The sequence below is a fragment of the uncultured Oscillibacter sp. genome, assembly GCF_910579365.1.
GTDB lineage: Bacteria > Bacillota > Clostridia > Oscillospirales > Oscillospiraceae > Oscillibacter.
Genome location: NZ_CAJTUX010000034.1, coordinates 11860 through 30505 on the forward strand (window position 1 = coordinate 11860; position 18646 = coordinate 30505).

17 protein-coding genes and 2 pseudogenes are annotated in these 18646 nt (G+C 52.3%); 14 read left to right on the forward strand and 5 right to left on the reverse strand.

Going from position 1 to position 18646, the window contains the following annotated elements; genetic code table 11:
• The first annotated feature begins 138 nt into the window (after positions 1–138).
• Entirely contained in the window at positions 139–483 is a 345-nt protein-coding gene (locus QZ329_RS09260) for a tyrosine-type recombinase/integrase (protein WP_365351769.1), read from the forward strand.
• 775 nt (positions 484–1258) lie between these two features.
• Here QZ329_RS09260 and QZ329_RS09265 read toward each other — a convergent pair.
• Positions 1259–2425, reverse strand: coding sequence for a PD-(D/E)XK nuclease family protein (locus QZ329_RS09265; RefSeq protein WP_295751517.1), 1167 nt, complete (start codon positions 2423–2425; stop codon positions 1259–1261).
• Positions 2425–3429, reverse strand: coding sequence for a WYL domain-containing protein (locus QZ329_RS09270; RefSeq protein WP_295751521.1), 1005 nt, complete (start codon positions 3427–3429; stop codon positions 2425–2427). Before QZ329_RS09270 ends, QZ329_RS09265 begins: the two co-directional genes overlap by 1 nt.
• Between QZ329_RS09270 and QZ329_RS09275 the strand changes: the two genes are divergently transcribed.
• The 10 genes from QZ329_RS09275 to QZ329_RS09320 all read left to right on the forward strand — a co-directional run bounded on the left by QZ329_RS09275 (position 3422) and on the right by QZ329_RS09320 (position 13565).
• Positions 3422–3997: a hypothetical protein gene (locus QZ329_RS09275; RefSeq protein WP_295751524.1), complete on the forward strand. Its 576-nt coding sequence runs from the start codon at positions 3422–3424 to the stop codon at positions 3995–3997. The genes QZ329_RS09270 and QZ329_RS09275 overlap by 8 nt on opposite strands.
• A complete protein-coding gene (locus QZ329_RS09280; protein WP_295751527.1) occupies positions 3994–4218 on the forward strand; it encodes a metallophosphoesterase in 225 nt (74 codons plus the stop codon). The genes QZ329_RS09275 and QZ329_RS09280 overlap by 4 nt, the downstream gene beginning before the upstream one ends.
• A 75-nt stretch (positions 4219–4293) precedes the next feature.
• The gene (locus tag QZ329_RS09285; RefSeq protein ID WP_295751530.1) at positions 4294–6594 is read left to right on the forward strand and encodes a PHP domain-containing protein; all 2301 of its coding nucleotides are present in this window, start codon (positions 4294–4296) and stop codon (positions 6592–6594) included.
• 19 nt (positions 6595–6613) lie between these two features.
• Complete coding sequence (locus QZ329_RS09290; protein ID WP_295751533.1) at positions 6614–10225, forward strand: sce7726 family protein; 3612 nt, start codon at positions 6614–6616, stop codon at positions 10223–10225.
• A gap of 322 nt (positions 10226–10547) precedes the next feature.
• The gene (locus tag QZ329_RS09295; protein ID WP_295751536.1) at positions 10548–10889 is read left to right on the forward strand and encodes a hypothetical protein; all 342 of its coding nucleotides are present in this window, start codon (positions 10548–10550) and stop codon (positions 10887–10889) included.
• Positions 10886–11599, forward strand: a complete 714-nt coding sequence (locus tag QZ329_RS09300) for a metallophosphoesterase (protein WP_295751539.1) — start codon at positions 10886–10888, stop codon at positions 11597–11599. Before QZ329_RS09295 ends, QZ329_RS09300 begins: the two co-directional genes overlap by 4 nt.
• A gap of 51 nt (positions 11600–11650) precedes the next feature.
• Positions 11651–11773: a hypothetical protein gene (locus QZ329_RS09305; RefSeq protein WP_295751542.1), complete on the forward strand. Its 123-nt coding sequence runs from the start codon at positions 11651–11653 to the stop codon at positions 11771–11773.
• Positions 11774–11788: 15 nt separating this feature from the next.
• Complete coding sequence (locus QZ329_RS09310) at positions 11789–12433, forward strand: leucine-rich repeat domain-containing protein (protein ID WP_295751544.1); 645 nt, start codon at positions 11789–11791, stop codon at positions 12431–12433.
• A complete protein-coding gene (locus QZ329_RS09315; RefSeq protein WP_295751548.1) occupies positions 12411–12986 on the forward strand; it encodes a PHP domain-containing protein in 576 nt (191 codons plus the stop codon). Before QZ329_RS09310 ends, QZ329_RS09315 begins: the two co-directional genes overlap by 23 nt.
• A gap of 102 nt (positions 12987–13088) precedes the next feature.
• Positions 13089–13565: a hypothetical protein gene (locus QZ329_RS09320; protein WP_295751551.1), complete on the forward strand. Its 477-nt coding sequence runs from the start codon at positions 13089–13091 to the stop codon at positions 13563–13565.
• Between the two features lie 363 nt (positions 13566–13928).
• Here QZ329_RS09320 and QZ329_RS09325 read toward each other — a convergent pair whose 3' ends face one another.
• Complete coding sequence (locus QZ329_RS09325) at positions 13929–14876, reverse strand: hypothetical protein (RefSeq protein ID WP_295751555.1); 948 nt, start codon at positions 14874–14876, stop codon at positions 13929–13931.
• A 750-nt stretch (positions 14877–15626) separates the two neighbouring features.
• Here QZ329_RS09325 and QZ329_RS09330 point away from each other — a divergent pair.
• Positions 15627–15815, forward strand: a pseudogene (locus QZ329_RS09330) (tyrosine-type recombinase/integrase); the annotation flags it as partial.
• Positions 15816–16062: 247 nt separating this feature from the next.
• Positions 16063–16485: pseudogene (locus tag QZ329_RS09335) on the forward strand (ParB/RepB/Spo0J family partition protein); the annotation flags it as partial.
• A gap of 413 nt (positions 16486–16898) precedes the next feature.
• Here the strand turns inward: QZ329_RS09335 and QZ329_RS09340 are convergent.
• The gene (locus QZ329_RS09340; RefSeq protein WP_295751558.1) at positions 16899–17849 is read right to left on the reverse strand and encodes a permease; all 951 of its coding nucleotides are present in this window, start codon (positions 17847–17849) and stop codon (positions 16899–16901) included.
• Positions 17850–17933: 84 nt separating this feature from the next.
• Positions 17934–18239 carry a metalloregulator ArsR/SmtB family transcription factor gene (locus tag QZ329_RS09345; protein ID WP_295751561.1) on the reverse strand — a complete coding sequence of 102 codons (306 nt, stop codon included), beginning with the start codon at positions 18237–18239 and terminating at the stop codon, positions 17934–17936.
• Between the two features lie 121 nt (positions 18240–18360).
• Here QZ329_RS09345 and QZ329_RS09350 point away from each other — a divergent pair.
• On the forward strand, positions 18361–18646 hold a 286-nt coding region (locus QZ329_RS09350), incomplete at its 3' end, for a DUF3847 domain-containing protein (protein WP_295751564.1).

Consider the following 18646-nt stretch of genomic DNA (forward strand, 5'->3'; position numbering starts at 1 on the left):
AATTCAGCGGTGTCAACTGTGGCTTGGCAGAGAAATTCCCGGCTTTTCTGTAAACGGGGAGAGTAGAGGTATCAAAATAGCACAGAGAAAAAGAAAGCCCGCCAAGCCCCGCTGAAAACGAAAAACTTCTACTGCAACATTGCGATCGGAGCGGATGCGATTAAGATTCTCAAAAGCATGGAGCAGAAAGATGAGTACGTATTCCCCTCGCCATACAGTGATTCGATGTCCCCGAACAGCTTCCTGCATATGCTCCAGCGGGCACTGAAACGGGCTGGGCTGGAACGGATACGCTTCCACGACCTACGTCACACATTCTCGGTCCTGGCCCTGCAAAACGGCGCAGACGTGAAAACTCTCTCCGCCATGCTGGGACACTACTCGGCGGGCTTTACCCTGGACGCCTACGCCCACGTCACCACCTCTATGCAGAAGCAGGCGGCGAGCGCAGTAGGGAATTTCCTCTCCGGCGCTCTCCGGTGATTTCCGCTCCGCACTCCCGTATAGGTCACAGCTTGGGTCAAACCGGCACTTCAAAATCAAACCGCCCCAAAAGTGCGGAAAGCAAGAACAACGCCACGGAAATTCGTTGAATTTCCGCGGCGTTGGAGCAAGCGAGTAAAATCATTTTTTGCTTTTATTGTAGAAGTATATTATTTTTCGAAAATGCTACTAATTTTAGAGAACATCGTGAATCAAAGCTTTTATAGTTACAGTGCTGCTTGCTTGAGTGAATTTGATTTGTTTGCTAAATATTTGCCCGTATCTAATTGTCGCATCTTTGCCATGGGGTTTCAATATCCAGCCATTGCTTGAAAACATTGTTTTTTTATTGGCGATTAAAATCAGTTTTACGAATTTACATCTATCTTGTGACTTGATTTTGAAATCAAGCACATCATCCGACTCATAAACATCAAATAGATTTCCGTAAAATGCGTCAAAAATTGTACATTTTATGTACGAAAGTGTACATATCAAAGAATGGATTAAATCTATTTTGGTATCTGGGAAGGATTCGCTGCCTCTTTGAGATTATAACTTATGTGGGCACCATTAAAAGGTGTTTCAAAATATACCCAAGGAGACAACTCGACTCTCCGTTCAAAACAATCTATATCACGGCTAAGCAAATAATCCCCTAAAGATTGTATACTAAATAGGCTATCATCAGAGAGCTTTTGTCAAGGGTAAATCTCAAAAAACGGTTCGTCTGTCTAGATGAAGACAGACGAACCGTTTTTGAATCTATGATGTATCACAGCTCAGGCGGGGACTTTAGATACTGCAAAAGCTGCTCCTCAAAGATTTGAAGTGTTTCTTCCGCAAATTCTTTCCGCTTAACTGGGTCATGCAAGTCCATGGCGCATTGGTTCATGGTCTTGAAATTAGGCACGTCATCGTAGGACACGGCCTGCTTACCGTTGGAGTAGCGCCAGACAAACCACCAATAGCTCCGGGACGCAATGACGCGGAAAGCAGGAAACTGCTTCTTGACTGTCTCCATGGCTGCGTCATCTACTTTTATTTGCATCCAATCGTTTTCTCTCTTCTTCTCCACCAGACAAAAACCACCAACCAGATAGCCGTCGTCAGAGGCCTCAATGCGGAACCACATCTCTTGGTTCGAATCAGAAAATTCCAATCCCTCCGCTTTTACCTTGTAGTTCACGCCAGGGCAGAAGTTCAAACGTTGCAGGTCCGTTTTCTTTTTTTCCTTCAACTCCGCACTGCAATAGGACTTGTAAGAATCCTCCAACCATTCCAACTGGTAGGTTTCCGCAATCGCTTTCCTGTCGATTGCTTCCTGGAATGTCTCTAATACAGTACAAGCCAAGCTGCTATCCGCTGATTGCTTTTTCGAGTCGGACAAAAACCACTCAATAGCCTCTATGTACTGCCGAACTTGTTCCAAAAGTTCAGCGTTTTGGTCAGATTTAGGCTGTCTCGCCCTCCATTCCTCCAGCCATGTGCAGATACTTTTCCAGGAGATGCATGTGACAGCACTTTCTTCTAACGTATTCCCCTTATCCTTGGACTGCATGGTCCACAGGGAGGGTTTTGTTTCATGGCTCTTAGTCAAATAAACCAATTTGGCGTTGCGGGCATAGAAGTGATAGTCATAGCATTGAGACTCTTGGTCACCAGCATTGATCTTGACCTCAATAGGAATAGAAAACTGGGGATGTTGGAGCATGATATCGATTCTCCGTCCGTTGTCAATCAGGTATTCCGTCATGACGCAGGTTCTTTCCAGAGTTTTCAGCTTTGCACAGTCCATTTGCAAACATACTTCCAGGAACGACTTCAAAAAGGACGTATCCAGCTTGTTCCGCCCCTTTGGATCCAGCAAATCAGCCAGAAAACGGCACATTAACACCTCGTCCTGTGCCATTTTCAGCGCCTTGAAAATATTGCTTTCCATCACGATTTCTCCTTCTCTTTTTTCAATGGCGAAGAAATTTTCTGATATCGCTCCCATCCATTCCGTAAAATTTCTCCAATCTCCCGCCGCAGCCACTCCGGCTCCAGGACCTGGCACACCGCCACATATTGCAGCGCCCAGAATTTCAGTCCGGCGGCCCCGGTGAATACCATGGCGTCAAAGGTTCCGTCACCATTATCCTGAAGCTGCGTCTCCATGCCAAACCGGTCCAGCACGTCGCTGACCAAATCCGCCTCGCAGCGCAGCACCGCCCGGACAGCCTCGCCGGGAAAGGGGTAGACCCGCTCCCGGACATACCGCTCCAGGTCCAGTCCGGGCGGCAGAGGAGCTATGGGCTGGTCCTCCAGCAAAACCGGCGACTGAATCCGGTCCACTCGATAGTGGCTGATGTTCTCCTTCCCCTGATACCGGCAGAGAAGGTAATAGTTCCCATTGATAAAGAAAAGGCCATAGGGCGACACCCGATAGGGCTGCTCCCGGCGGGGATGGAGCCGCTTGTCCATGCCGTATTCCATGTATTGAAACTCCACCTGACAGCGGCTGGAAACCGCCTCCTCCAGCACCTCCACGGACAGAAAGGTCTCCTGATTGATACCGCGCCAGGGTATTCCAACGGACAGGGGGCGGCACTGCTCCCGCTGCCAGCGGCTCAGGCCCTGCCCCAGCTTCTTCAAAAGCCGCTCGCACTGACGCCGGGAAATGCCCGGAAAAGCGGAGGCGGCGTCCGACAGCAGACGCACCTCCGACGGCTCCAACGGGCGGGACAAAAGCCGGTAGCCCTCGCCGTCATCCTGATACTCCGGAATATGACAGCCCACAGCCCGCAGCTTGTCCAGGGCGGCGTAGACCGCCCGCCGGTCACAGCGCAGGCCGTACTCCGTCCGCAGCAGACGGAGCAGCTCCCCCATGGGCAGAGCGTGATCGGCGTCGGTATACTCCGAGAGGACCTGATAGACCCGGAAGGGAAGGATGTTTATGGACACGGCGGCGCCTCCTTTTCCTGATGGGTTATTGTACCATAAACGCGGCGCGGATAGCAACCATCCCCCCTGTACTTATTTTGGTACAGGGGGGTGTGCTAACATTGCGGAAAATCCATTTGAAGGAAAGGATTGTGCGTTTATGGAAAAGAGGCCAGCAGGAAAACGGCTTCTCAGACAGACGGATTACACGCTTTTGAAACGAGTGTTATGCGGCGATTTCAGTCTGATCTGCCTGGATGTGGATGATTTGACGGTTCTGCAAAAAGGCGAGGCAGCGTTCCTTTGGGAAAGCCCTCCTTGCGCGTCAATGGACGAACTGATAAGCCTGGCCCCGCTGGCAGCGGCGGAAATGGCGCCGGAGCGGGGCCGAAAAATTGTATCCGTAGTGCTATATGTCAAAGCACCTGGGAATATGAGCCTCGAAAACCTGGATGGACTATGCCGCGCAATCCAGCGGCCGGTTCCAAAAGACGCGGATATTCGATTCGGCTGCGGTTTTCACGAAGAAGCTCGTTTCCTGCTTGCCACTTCTGAGGAGAGAGCAGAGAAGAGGAGGAAAACGCGATGACCTATGTGATGTCGGATATTCACGGCTGTTATGAAAAATACCGATCCATACTGGAGACTATTGAGTTTGCGGAGGATGACACCCTCTATGTGCTGGGGGACGTACTGGACCGGGGGCCGGACGGGTTCAAGATCCTGCTGGATATGGCGGCGCGGCCTAACGTAATTGGGCTTCTGGGAAACCGGAACTGCCGGACCGTATTTTCCATCGCGGTACAATGATTGGCGTCGACTGCGGGTGCGCCTATCCCGGCGGACGGCTGGGGTGTTTATGCCTGAATACGATGGAGGAGTTTTATGTATAAACAATTTATAAAAAGAGTTCATTCGATTTGCCGCGCACATTTCAAGAGAAATTCCGCGCATAGGAAATCGGTGGAAAGGACGGAGTTGAGCTGTCACACAGACTTTACTCCGGGGGAGGGTATTCTTTCTCCGGAGGAGTGGATCAACAGCGCCTGTGAAACCGGCGTCCGGGCGATTGCGATCACGGATTTTCAAAATATAGGCGGGTTTATGGAGGCGGCGCGGGTTATAGAGAAACTGCGCCGGGACGCGGAACCGGGAGAGCTTGATTGCAAGGTGCTCTATGGCCTGGAAGCTGTGCTGGAGGACGGGTGCCTGATTCATCTTCTGGTACAGCATCAGGAGGGGTTGGCGCAGCTTTACCGGCTGCTGGAAAGCCGGAAGGAGCGTCCGTTTCTGCGCAAATCGGAGATCAACAGGCATCGAGCCGGACTGCTGGTAGGCTGTCCCGGCAAGGACGGAGAAGTTTATCGCGGGATTCTAAAAAATCTGGATGACGCCCGTTTGGAGGAAATCGCCGAGTTCTACGATTATCTGTCGGTCCTGCCGCCGCAGCACTACAGGCTTCTGTCCATGCTGGAGCACATTCCCCGCGGCGAAGTCCTTCGGGCGGCGGAGGATCTGATCCTTAAAACCATTGCCCTTGGCAAGCGGTCAGGCAAACCAGTGGCCGCAGCTGGAAACAGACGAACAGCAAATCAGGATTGGGGTATGTTCCGAAGCAGTATGGCTTATCGCGCCCTGAAGGATGAGAACTTGGTCCTTGACCCCGCCTTCCTTGGCAAATGGCTGGGCAAACCGGCGGCCGCAGCTGGAAATACACCCACAGGAAATCAGGATTGGGGTATGTTCAGATGGGGTATGACTCATTATATTCTGAAAGGTGAGGATTTGGAGATATCCCTGCCGAACCACCTCTACACGGAAGAGGACGGGGCCTGGGATGTATCCCTGCCGGATCTCCTCTGCACGGATGAGATGTTGGACGCCTTCTCTTTCCTGGGAAAAGAATCAGCGGAAGAAGTCGTCATTCACGCGCCCAACCATCTGGCGGATCTCTGCGAAGAAATCCGGATTTTCCCGGAAGATCAACGATGTTTTCAGCCCATCCTGCCCCGCGCGTATCAGACCGCAGCAGACCTCTGCCGGAAGCAGCTCCGGATACGGTACGGCAGTATGATTCCTGAGACGGCGCAGGAACGGATAGATTATGAGCTTGCAATTCTGCAAAACAATGAATGGTTCTGCTCCGTTCTTCTGATTGTCCGCCAGCTAATGCAGGGGCTCCAGGGAAAGGGGTATCCGGTCTGTGCCATAGCCAGGTACTACTCGGACTCCGGTTATACATATTCGTATGCCGCATATCTGCTTGGAGTGACCGAAGTTGATCCTTTGGCCATACAGATCCCTCGTGAACGCTTCAGGATGCCTGATGCGCCTGAATGGCAATTTGCATTGAACGTTCCAGAAGAGTGTGTGGAGGAATGCTGGAAAGAGGCGGTTGCGATCCTTTCCCAAATATTTCCCCAGGGAATGGCGGTATCAATGCCGGAATCATATCAATCCAACGGAAGGATTTTCGTCCCCAATGCTGCGGAACTGCGCAACTGGCTGCCCTTGAAAAAGGTTGACGGAGAATATTGGATCCCTTATGGAGCCGCAGAGGATTTTCCCTGCCTGTTTCGGTTGTATTTAGTACCCGCAAAGGACCTGAGTCTGCTTCGCAAATTGGAACAGTCAACCGGAACACCCCCATCCTCCATCAACATTGAAGAAGATGCGCTTCCGTTATTATTGCGGGATCAAACGGATATCCCAGAGCTTGGATTTTCAGATATCCAGGCGATCTGGAAACTGGCAGACCCCCAAACAATGGATGACATCATCAAGGTTTTTGCCCTGCGCCACTCTCGGGGCGCTTGGGAGGACAACGGTGAGGAGCTGGTGAAAAAGAAGGCCGTTCCATTCAGCGAAATCATTGGGGGCATGGATGATGTTTTCTGCCGTCTGCTGGACGCAGGATTGGAAATTGCGTTTGTATACCAGGTTACAGCGCAGCTCCAGAGATCTGAAGAACTGGATGAAGAGTATATTTCCGTCCTGACACGAAATGGGATTCCGGAATGGTTTATCAATTCCTGCAACAAAATTATAAAACTGTCTCCAAAAGCGTATTGTGCGGCAGCTTTTGCGATACCGGCGCTTAAAGCGGCATGGTATAAGGCGCACTTTCCGAAGGAGTACGCGCAGGCGTATTCTGAATGGCATTCTGTGTTGAACGCGCTGAAATAACGATCACGGGGAGGCCGGTATGAACGCTCAAGAAATCAAGAATATCCTGATTGCCTATCTGAGGGCAACCAACCGTGAGATTCGAATCTATCAGGAAAAAAGCATCGGCGACGCGGTGTGCGACCTGATGTCGGTGACAGACTGCCTGACGGGCTACGAGATCAAAAGCGATTTGGACAATTACCAACGGCTGGGTCGTCAAATAAAGGCCTACGACCGCTTTTTTGAGCAATGCTATATCGTCGTCGGCGGCCGCCACCTCCAATCGGCAGAGCGGAAGGTGCCCGGCCACTGGGGGATCATCACCATTCAAAGCGACCATGTCATTGTCAACCGCCCCGCCCACGCTGGGAACCCGGACTGCGCCAGCCAGCTGGGCGCCCTCTGGAAACTGGAGCTGACCAACCTGCTGATCAAAACCGGCCTCCCGCTGTACACCTATAAAAGCAAGCAGTACATTATCGACCAGATCGTACAGCTCGTGGACCAGGCGGAGATTAAGCGGCATGTGGCCTATGAGCTGATGTGCCGGGACTATGCGCAGTTTGACGCGAAAGACTATTCGCTCCATTTCGGTGGAGCGAAGGGGACCGGGGGCGGTCCCATCACGGTGAACGGCCTGCCAGCGGCGGAGATCGTGGACGCCCTGTCCGAACAGAATTTCGGACAGATGACCCTGGACCAGTGGATTGCGCTGTATGCCCAGGCAAAGGAGCTGCAAAGAAGCAAGGAGAAGGAGGAACTTTGCCTCGTGCAGGCGCAGGCGGCTCCGCGGACGCCCCACGACATCCCCTATACGGAGATTGAGGTCTCGCTGGGCGTGCCTTGGGTCAGGGAAGGGATCATCAACGACTTCACTTATTTTCTCCGCACGGGAAATGAGGCGTTTGCGGGCAAGAATGACTCGGCCCGCAAGTATGTCAGCTACGAGCCCCTGACCGGATACTGGCATGTGGAGGACAAGCAGTGTACGTACCGGAGCGCGGACAAGACGCGGGTCAGGAGCACCTACGGCCTGCCGGACTACAGCGCGCTGTATATTCTGGAAGCCGCGCTGAATCTCCGGGAGATCCGGCGGGAGACGGAGGAGGAGACGGTGGCGGCGCTGGAAAAGCAGGAGGCCATCGAAAAGCTGTTCAAGGAGTGGGTCTGGCAGGACGAGGACCGCCGCTGGGAAATCGAGGAGGCATACAACAAGCTCTTTCAGGGCTGCCGGGCCAAAGAATACAGCGGCCGGGAACTGAACTTCCCGGAAATGAGCCCGGATGTCACGCTGTTTGACTACCAAAAGGACGCCGTCATGCGGGTGATCTCGGAAAAAAACACGCTGCTGGCTTTTGACGTGGGGGCGGGGAAGACCTACATTATGATCGCTGCCGCTATGAAAATGCGCCAGGAGGGGAAGTCCCGGAAAAACCTGTTTGTGGTGCCCAACCATATCGTGGGCCAGTGGGAGCTGATCTTCAAGCAGATGTATCCTGCGGCCAAGGTGCTGTCGGTGGACCCTGCGGCCTTTCGACCCCAGCTCCGGCAGAAGGTGCTGGGGCAGATCCAGCGCGGGGATTATGACGGCATCATCATGGCGTACAGCTGCTTTGAGATGATCCCGCTTTCGGAGGAGTGTCTGATGGAACAACTGGAGTGGAAGCTGGGGGAGTTGGACGCTTCATTGCGAGAGATGCGTTATTCACCGGGGATCGGCAGGGCGCTGGAACGAGAGAAGGTCTATATCAAAAAGCAGATTTTCGACCTGATCAGCACGCTGGAGGGCTATACAGAGACCGTCCCCCTCACCTTTGACCAGCTGGAGATCAACACGCTGTTTGTGGATGAGGCCCACAACTTCAAGAATATCCCCCTGCGGAGCAATCTAAGGAAGATTTCCGGCATCAATATCACCGGCTCCCAAAAGTGCCTGGAAATGCTCCACAAGGCGCGGTACGTCCAGGAGAGCAATCAGGGCCGGGGCGTAGTCTTTGCTACCGGCACGCCGCTGTGCAATTCGATCTCAGACACCTACGCCATGCAGATGTACCTGCAATATGACAAGCTGAAGGAAACGCACCTGGACCGCTTTGACAACTGGGTGAAATCCTTTGCCAAGCCTGAGCGGGTATGCGAGATTGATGTGGATACGTCCAAATATCGATTTGTCCTGCGGTTCGCACGGTTTTTCAATCTACCGGAGCTTTCCAGGCTGTTTTCCCAGATTGCCACCTTTCATGCGGTGGACGACAAGGAAGGGGTTCCTCGGTTGGAGCGCTACAGCGATGTGATCCTATCCCGCAATGCAGCGCTGCAGAGCTACATGGACCAATTGTGCCAGCGTTCGGAAAAAATACGCGCACGAAAGGTGGACAGGACTGTAGACAATATGCTTAAAGTGAGTACCGACGGCAGAAAGGCGGCGCTGGACCTGCGTCTGGTGAGACGGAATCAGCCCGCTCGAGAGAGCTCCAAGGTCTGGCGCTGTGTTCAGCAGGTTGTGGAGACTTACAAGGAGCACGACGGGTGCAGCCAGATCATATTTTGCGACTACTCCACGCCTAAGACAGAGACGTTCAATATATACGACGAACTGAAACAGGAATTGATGAAGCAAGGTGTTCCATCCAAAGAAATTGCCTTCATTCACAGCTGCCGCTCCGAGGCAGAAAAGGTGCGGCTCTTTGAAGAGGTGAACCGCGGCGCGGTACGCGTCCTGCTGGGTTCAACCTTCAAGCTGGGCATCGGCGCCAACGTGCAGACCCGGCTCAAGGCCATCCATCACCTGGATGTACCCTGGCGGCCCTCCGACATGGTACAGCGGGAGGGCCGCATCCTCAGGAGAGGAAACCAGTACCAGGAAATCAAGATTTTCCGCTATATCGCCGAGGGAAGCTTCGATTCCTACTCCTGGCAGCTGCTGGAGACCAAACAGCGGTTTATTTCCCAATTTTTGAGCGGCTCGGAATACCAGCGTTCCGCCTCCGACCTGGAGGAAAATGTATTGACCTACGCGCAGGTCAAGGCCCTGGCCATCTCCCAGCCGCTGATGAAGGTGCTGGCTGAGAAAGAAAATGAACTGCGCCGCTTGCAGCTGCTCTCCAACAACTATGTTCACACACAGGAAGCCCATCGACAAACTATCACTGAGCGGGAGAAAGAGCTGACAATTCTCAAAGAAAGGCTTGCGGCTACCGAACGGAATATCAGCTATGTGGGCGGCATTTCTGAGGACGGCTTTCAGGCCGCTTACCAAAATGTGAAGGGGGTACTGACTGAGGATGTGATTTTGGGCAGGACAGCTTCTCCCCCGGAACTGTCGGTCTTGGGGTTCGGAATTGCAATCCCGGGAGTCGAGCAGCAGAACGCCAAAAAGCCCTATATTGTTCTGTCCCGCAATGGAGCGGACTATCCGATCGACATGGGACCATCCTCTGCCGGGAACGCACGCCGTGTGGTGAATTTTTTGAAACGGTTTCACGAACTTCCCAAGCGCATCGGAGAACAGCGGGACGAATGTCTGAGGGAAATCGAGCGTCTGAAGAAATTGAGTCGGGAGACAAACCCCTATTTGGATAATATGAGGTCTTTGGAGAAAGAGATCATACAAATACGCTCCAAAATCACTGTACCGAATGGAATATAAATTTGATGAAAAGCTAATTTTTCAAAGAGGTATGAGCGGATCCCTGTACTTGTTTTAGTATAGGGGGGCGTGCTATACTCCAGGAACAAATCTAACGGGACGCCCCCAAATTTGGAGGACTCTAATATGCGGCATATTAAAATTGGCAGTCTGACTTTGCTGGCAGGTGGCACCCGGCTGGAACGGGAAGAGGAAATGGGCGAATATCAAAGCGCCGCCCGCTTCATAGAGGCCGCTATCCGGGACACGCAAACACATGACAGCGGCGTACTCTTGACCCAACTGCCCACTGTTCCGCGTTTTTGCGCTGTCGGAGGTGCAGTTGATCGGTGGAAAATCGATGGCAGAACAGCTTTTATCCGCTCTTCTGATGGAGCGCCAGCGCCAGGGGCTTCCCACCGTACTGGATATGGCCCGGCAAGCGGCGTTCAGGATGGCTCCGAAACCGGGGCGGGTAGTTCTGAGCGCGGTTTTAAGTATCACTGCCAGTGTGGAAGTCGATGTCGGCCTTGAGGCGGTTGAGGAGGTGGCTCATACAATTCCGCAAGGCATCTTGGAAGATGAAAATATAGACTTTGTCCTGGGCGGTATGGAACGCTCCGATGAGGGAGCCAGTTTCGTACTTGCCACCACAGAGAGGCTTGTTAAGGAGGGAACACCATGACCTATGTAATGTCGGACATTCACGGCCATTATGACAAATATCGGGAGATGCTGGAGACGATCGAGTTCGCGGCAGACGACACCCTCTATGTGCTGGGGGATGTATTGGACCGGGGATCAGACGGGTTCAAGACCCTGTTGGACATGGCGGCGCGGCCCAACGTGATCGGGCTTCTGGGGAACCACGAGCTGCTGGCCGCCGCAGTGCTGCCGTCCCTTTTGCGCACCATGCGCCAGGGGGAGGAACAGCCGTTGAGTGAATCGGAACAGGAGCAGATGCAGGAATGGATTCAAAACGGAGGAAAGGCGTCCATTCTGCAATTTCTCCAGCTCGGCGGGGAAGAAATGGAGACAGTATGCGAGTATCTTCCGGAGTTATCCGCCTATGAGGAAATCACCGTGCAGGGGCGGCAGTTTCTTCTGGTCCACGCCGGATTGGAGCATTTCTCCCCCGCCCGCTCTCTGGAAGAGTATGACTTGGAGGATTTTCTGTTCTGCCGCCCTAATCTGGATGCCGCCTATTTTCCGGATAAAACCCTTGTCTTTGGGCACACGCCTACCCGGCTGCTCTACCAGCAGATTGGGGAGCTGGGACAACCGGACCGGATTTTTCATCGCGGCATGATGATTGGAATTGACTGCGGCTGTGCCTATCCCGGCGGACGGCTGGGGTGTTTGTGTCTGGATACGATGGAAGAATTTTATGTATAGATGAAACCGGTCCTGTTCATGGATAAAATTCATTTTCAGAAGGAAAATGTTATGGAAAACAATCTGGAGTTTGTCATTAAGAGCGCTGTTCTGGTCCATTACTGCGGCCCCAGCGGGGATGTGGTCATCCCAAAGGGCGTTTGGGAGATTGGCTGGGCGGCTTTTGCGAACTGACGCAGCCTGACCAGTGTGGTAATTCCGGAGGGCGTCACAAAAATTAATGAGGATGCCTTCTCGGGCTGTCACAGTTTGACCAGTGTAACCATCCCGGCAAGCATGACTGAGATTGTCCCATGGGCTTTCCAGGACTGCATAAGCCTGACAGACATAACCATCCCAAAGGGTGTTGCCGTGATCGAGATGAGAGCCTTCCAAGGCTGTACCGGACTGAAAACCGTGACTGTCCCGAGGGATACCGATATTGGCCTGTTGGCATTTGTGGGCTGCGAGGGATTGGCTGACGAGCGGGGTATGGTGATCGTCAACGGCATTTTGTTCGATTACAGCGGTCCCGACTTGGATGTGACCGTCCCGGAAGGCATCACCGCAATCAGCGGCTGGGACTTCCGCCGCAACGCCAGCGTAACAATACCGGAAAGCGTCAATGAGATTGAAGCGATTAATCAGTTTGATGATGATATGGAATATAGCGAAAATCTAATCATCCGCGCTCCCGCCGGAAGCTATGCGGAACAGTACGCCGCAGAGCACGGCATCCCGCTGGAACCCGTGCCAGATCAACTAAGGAACGGATCGTTAAAACAGTTTCTTCCGGTTCGCTTTGCCGGTGAGGGTACAATGGAGGGGGGTTATGGAAAGCAGGCCAAGAGTTGAGCTGAGCTGCCACACATATTATAGCAGTATGGACGGCATCCTTTCTCCGCAGGATTGGATCAATATCGCCTGGGAAAGTGGATTCCGGGCGCTGGCGATTACAGACTTTCAGGATGTACAGGCTTTTTGGAAGGCGGCGAAGGCTGTAGAGAGCTTGCGCAGGGAAGCGGAGCCGGAAGCGTTTGATTTCAAGATTCTCTATGGCTTGGAAACTGTTCTGGAGGACGGATGCCTGATTCATCTTCTTGTGCAGAATCAGGCGGGGCTGGAGCAGCTTTACCGGCTGTTGGAAATTGCCCGGCAAGATCGGGAGCGGCCATTCCTGCGCAAAACGGAGATCCGTGCGCATCGAAACGGGCTGCTGATTGGCTGCCCCGGTATGGATGGGGAAGTTTTCCGAGGGATTGAGGATCATCTGGATGACGACAGCCTAGAAGAGATCGGCGGATTTTATGACTATTTATCGGTTTTGCCGCCATGTCATTACCAGCAGTGGTCCAAGCCGGGAAAAGACTTGATTCTCAAGATCTCTGCTCTTGGCAAACGATTTTGAAATTATATTAATAAGTCCCTGGATGGCCCCAGTGGGGAGGGGGATGAAACCGCCCAAACGCTGATTGCCGCTAACAGGGATCGTTGGAAAGGGCGTTTACATATGAATACGGATTTAAAGGCACATGTGCTTCACCTTTTGGAAACCTACCCGAAGCGCAAACGGCAAATTGATGCCCTGTATTATGAACTGACCCATCCTGCTCAGGTGTCTCCTGCCGAACAGCTTGAAGCGATGAACTATGCACACAGCAATGCGGATGGCAAACCTGGCGTGGGCCATGTCTCCAATAAAACCCTCTACATCGCTCTGAACTACCAGGAGAAGGCCGAGAAGCTGAATGCCGAAGTTGCGGACGAAGTGGCCGGGCTGGTACAAGAACAGTCGCGTCTTGAATACTATGTAAGTCTTCTGGAGCCTCGGCAGACTGAGGTGATTCAGAGAACCTACTTCAAGCCGGAGTCTCAGGAGACCATCGCTAAGGCGCGGAACATCTCCGTAAGGACAGCCCAAACGGTTAAGGGCCAGGCGATGGATACCCTTGTGGAACTCTACAGTTTCACCAAGGAGCTGCATTGAGCTGGCTTTGCGGGATAATTGCGGCTGAATACCGATACGGGCTACATCTACGTTAATGATCTGGGGGTTCCTTACCAGCCGAATTATCTTACGCAGCATTTTAAAATCCTGCTGAGGAACAAGGGGCTTCGGATCATTCGATTTCACGATCTTCGTCACCCAAATGTCAAGCCCAAAACAAAGAATTTTTATTCGCTTTTACGAATAAATGGTCAGGCATCTGGGCATATCGTCGCATATTTCCTTCCTGCTAGTCATCCTGCAAAACTTCACGACAGACTGGAATTTGCCGTGATGATTGTTATTCAAAAAGAGGGAATATTCTTTGATGGCTCTGCGCTAAGTTAATATGCGTAACATACATTATTTTTCAACGCGAGCATATAGCCTGACAAACCCTTCATCCTGCATCACTTCGAAAGAAATCTCATCGCCATATTCGATGTAAGAATATCCACCGTCTGGATAGTCATAATATGTATTTTCTCCACCAGTGAATTCTAAGTAATACCCAATGCTTGTAGGGTAAGCGCAAACGCTGGCTACTACCTCCCCCCTGTTCGTAAACACAACATGGGTCATGCCCTCACTGACACTTTCTTTCAATGCGGGACTCTTTGAGCCGGTGATCCTCTCAATGCGGTCGATTGATGTATAGGGATCAAATGTGTATACAGTTGTCCATTCAAAGGGAACGATTGCCTCCAGAGTAACGCTGTTACTATGCAACGTGGATAGTACATTTTTCAGTTTGGCGTTATTCAAGTAGATTCTGGGATCTCCGAAAATGAGATAAAAAGCGCACAATACCCCGATAATTACAAGTACAATACTGTGCCACAGTTCTGATTGTTTCCACGCCTTCTCTTCTTCCGCACTTAAAACTCCCGTTCCCCACTCCCCGTTTTCCACACGTAGCCGTTTCTGCTTTGAAACATACCAGCAAAACCAGATCGCATATCCTAACGCGATCAGTAAAAGTCCAATTAAGATTACTCGGAGCAGCGTTGTTGAGGGACAGGTCGCAGCCAACAGACCAGCGAACAGGATCAGGAGAATCGGGATATCTGCCGCAACGTATGCAAATCTTCCAAACAGATCATGATACAAGACTTTTCCTTGCCGCGCCCGTTTCACATCCTCATCATAAGCCTCCTGGGAAAACGCCGTGGTCAGTCCTTTAACAGACAGATATCCAATAAATAGGATCCAAACGATATCCGACAACCTCTCAAAGGTCATCGCTTTTATAACAACGAATGTGCAGCCCAGCAGAGATGCCAGCAAGGTTTTCAGACTAACTAATTTCATGAAAACACCTTCTCAAAAGTTCGGTATCACCACCGCAAATTCCAATTCTTCGCCTTAGTGTTGTGTGTATTATAACATATACAAATGGAGGGTTCAAGCTGTAAACACGAACGTATGCAAGCAGGGCATGGGAATATCGTTTTCGATACTCCCATGCGCTTGTTGGGGTTCCCCCAAGCCCGGACTGGCCGCTTTGCGTCCAGTCGAACGCACCTGTCGGTGCGGCTCCATGCTTCGCATGACCAGCAGGGAGAAAGTGACGCAGCAGCGTTATGGGGATAGCCGCAAAGGGGCGTGCCTCTTGTACGGAGCGAAGCGACACAGGCTGCCCGGAGCGGTGACAAGTCAGCGATCCAGGCGGCGGCCTCGCAGAGCGCACGAGTACATTGCCGCAGGCCATGTATAGAAGTGCCCCGTTCCTCTCTGGTGCTCGGAACGGGGCCAGCTTAACCACTCGCATGAGGTGCGCGGACCAACCCGCGCCGGTCCGCCTGAGCAGTCCCAGGCACAAGACCCGCCGCAAAGCTCACCGTCCTGTCCTCTGCTGGTAAAAAGCGCCCAGCCGGGACACTATGCGGTCCCGGCTGGTTGCTATACACTGTCTTTGTCCCTTACGTTGCACCTCGCTTTTTGGCTTCCCTTGTTGCGCCTATTTTTTGCAGGGGATTAGGTGGAAAAAGAATAAGGACAAACCAGTCAACTCCTTGCAATGCACGGGTTTTTCGATTTGTCCTTATTATGCCATAAGGGCATACCTGCGCGTCATTGCTTTTGAAGAACGGCGTCTCTATGAAGGAGATTCAGGAGTGGCTTGGACACAGCAATTTCTCCACGACCGCAAATACCTATGCGCATCTGGATACGGCGGCAAAAGACTCCTCCGCTGTGAAGCTGACTGGTGCGCTCCCCATCCAAGCCAGCGTTCAGACCAGCATTTAGCCTTGGCGCCAGTCCTTTCCGGCAGGAGAGAACTGGCCCGGGAACAAGGAAATACCCGGCTTCCCGAAATCCGGGAAACCGAGTATTTCCAAGTGGTGCGAATGTTCTTACAGCATTTTTGAAGAAATCCAGTCATATCAACGGTTTGCGGGCTGTCACGCAGCGATATTTACCCCTGAAAACTGAATAGCAACAGTCATTTTTACGGGCGTTCCTGATTCGGAGCGCCCTTTTTTCATACTCGGAGGTGATAGGTTTGAGCGCAAAACTTGACACCGCTCAAAAGAAAGACACCGACGAAATCACCCCCTCGCTAACAGGCGAGGAAACGATCATACAGTTACCCTTGGATGAACTGTTCCCTCTGCGCGGACATCCCTTTTCGGTAAACGACGATGACCTGATGGAGCAGACTGTCGCCAGCATCAAGAGCTACGGCGTTCTGCTTCCCGCCATCGTCCGTCCGAGAGAGGACGGCGGCTATGAAATCATTGCCGGACACCGCAGGCATCATGCCTGCGGCCGGGCTGGCCTGACTGCCATGCCCTGCGTAGTCCGCAATGTGGATTACGACACCGCCGTTATCCTCATGGTGGATTCCAATATCCAGCGTGAGAATACGCCGGTCAGCGAGAAAGCAAAGGCCATCAAGATGAAGTATGAGGCCATCAAGCGGCAAGGCGCGCGGACAGATTTAACTTCGCCGAAAATTTCGGCGAAGTTGCGCAGCGATGATGAAATCGGCAGACAGATGGGTATGAGCGGCGATACCGTCCGTAACTACATGGCTCTGACCGACCTTGTGCCGGAGCTGATGCAGATGGTGGACGATAAGAAAATCGCCCTCACCCCGGCCTATCAGATCGCCACGCTCACACAGGATGAGCAACGTCTGCTGGTGTATACCATCGACAGCGAACAGGCCACGCCCTCACTGTCACAGGCACAGCGGATGAAAAAACTCTCTCAGTCCGGCGAGTTGAACGATGATACCATGCTGGAGATTATGATGGAGCAGAAAAAGCCGGAGAATGACGGCATCAGCATTTCCGGCGAGGTGCTGCGCAAATACTTCCCGCGTTCCTACTCCCCCCTGCGGATGCAGGAAACCATCATCAAGCTGCTGGAGGGCATAATCAAAGACGGCAGACTTAGAGTTGTGACAGCCATCATAAAGGACAGAATCGTGCCAAGCTGTGCGCCCTTGTAAAGCAGGGCCTCCGCCACTGGAATAGTCCCAAAAATGTCCGCATACATGGGGATACCAACCAGCGTAGCAAGGACAACGCCGAAAGGATTGTTACCACCCAGCACAGCCTCAATCCAGCTCTCAGGAATCCAGTTGTGAATGACAGCGCCAATGCCTACACCGACCAGGATATAAGGAAACACTTTCTTGAATGTGTCAACAACTTGCTCTTTGGCATACTGAACCCGTTCCCGTTTCGTTAGTGTTGGGGATTCAATGTCAACGCCGCCAGCGTTGCGGATAAATTCCTCCACATACGGCTCCATGTGCAGTTTCTCAATCAGGGTGCCGCCCAACACAGCGATTACCAGCCCCACCACCACATAGATGATAGCGACCTTTGCGCCGAAAATGCTCATTAGGAGGATGAGGCTACCCAAGTCTACCATTGGGGATGAAATCAGGAGCGAAAACGTAACTCCCAGCGGCAACCCGGCACTGGTGAAGCCGATGAATAGCGGGATGGACGAACAGGAACAGAAAGGCGTCACCGTACCCAGCAAGGCGGATATGATATTCGCGCCGATGCCGTGGAATCGGCCTAATATCCGCTTACTGCGCTCCGGCGGGAAATAGCTTTGAATGTAGGAGATCACAAAAATCAAGAAACACAGCAGAACCGTGATTTTGACTACATCGTACACAAAGAATTGGATACTGCCGCCCAGCCGGGAGGCCGTGTCCACTCCCAGCAGGGAGAGCAGGTCCCCAATCAGCACATTCAGCCATTTCATACCAAGGACTTGGTCCTGGATGAATAGCCACAGGGAGCGAAGGATTTGCATGAGAGTACCTCCAATCAGAAATCATATCAAAAAATCTTGATGTATTGTGCCGAAAGAAAAGCCACCCCCGGACGGTGGCTTTTCTCAACCACAACAACGGTCTTGTTCTGTGCTGGGCGTTGTCAGTGACAGCAACAACTCGACAGCGGCCTTGCTGCCTGTGCCGCTCAGACTGTAATGGGTCCATTTCCCCTCTTGGCGGCTCACGACAATCCCCGATTCGCACAGAATCTTCATGTGATAGGAAACAGCAGATTGAGCCATTCCCAACTGGTTCATTAAAACGCAGGCGCATTTCTCGCCGCTCCGAAGAAGGGAGAGGATCGCCAGCCGTTTTGGGTCGCACAGAGCCTTAAAGACTTTGGCGTGTTCCTGGTGGACGTTATCCATTGTACTAACCTCACATCAAAATTATTTGATGTGAACAATATATGCAATGACAGCCGTTTTGTCAACACCCATTTTCAAAAAAATCATGCCATTCAGAATTTTATCAAAGGAGGCAATTATATTGGACAAATCACGCGAGGAATTGGAGAAAGAATGTGCCGAGGCCGCTACCAAAGCGGAGCAGTATCAGCACCAAGCCCAGCGGCTGGAAAACCGCTATCATGATTATCAGGAGAGCAAGCGCAAAAAGCGAAACCACCGCCTTATCACCCGTGGCGCAGATGTGGAGAGCGTAGCCCCGGAAGTGCGCGGCATGAGCCAAGCGGCCTTTAGAATTTTGGTGGAGCAAATCTTTTCTCTGCCGGAAGTTGCCGCCCTGGTGAGCCGTACCACCGACCAGCAGGAGG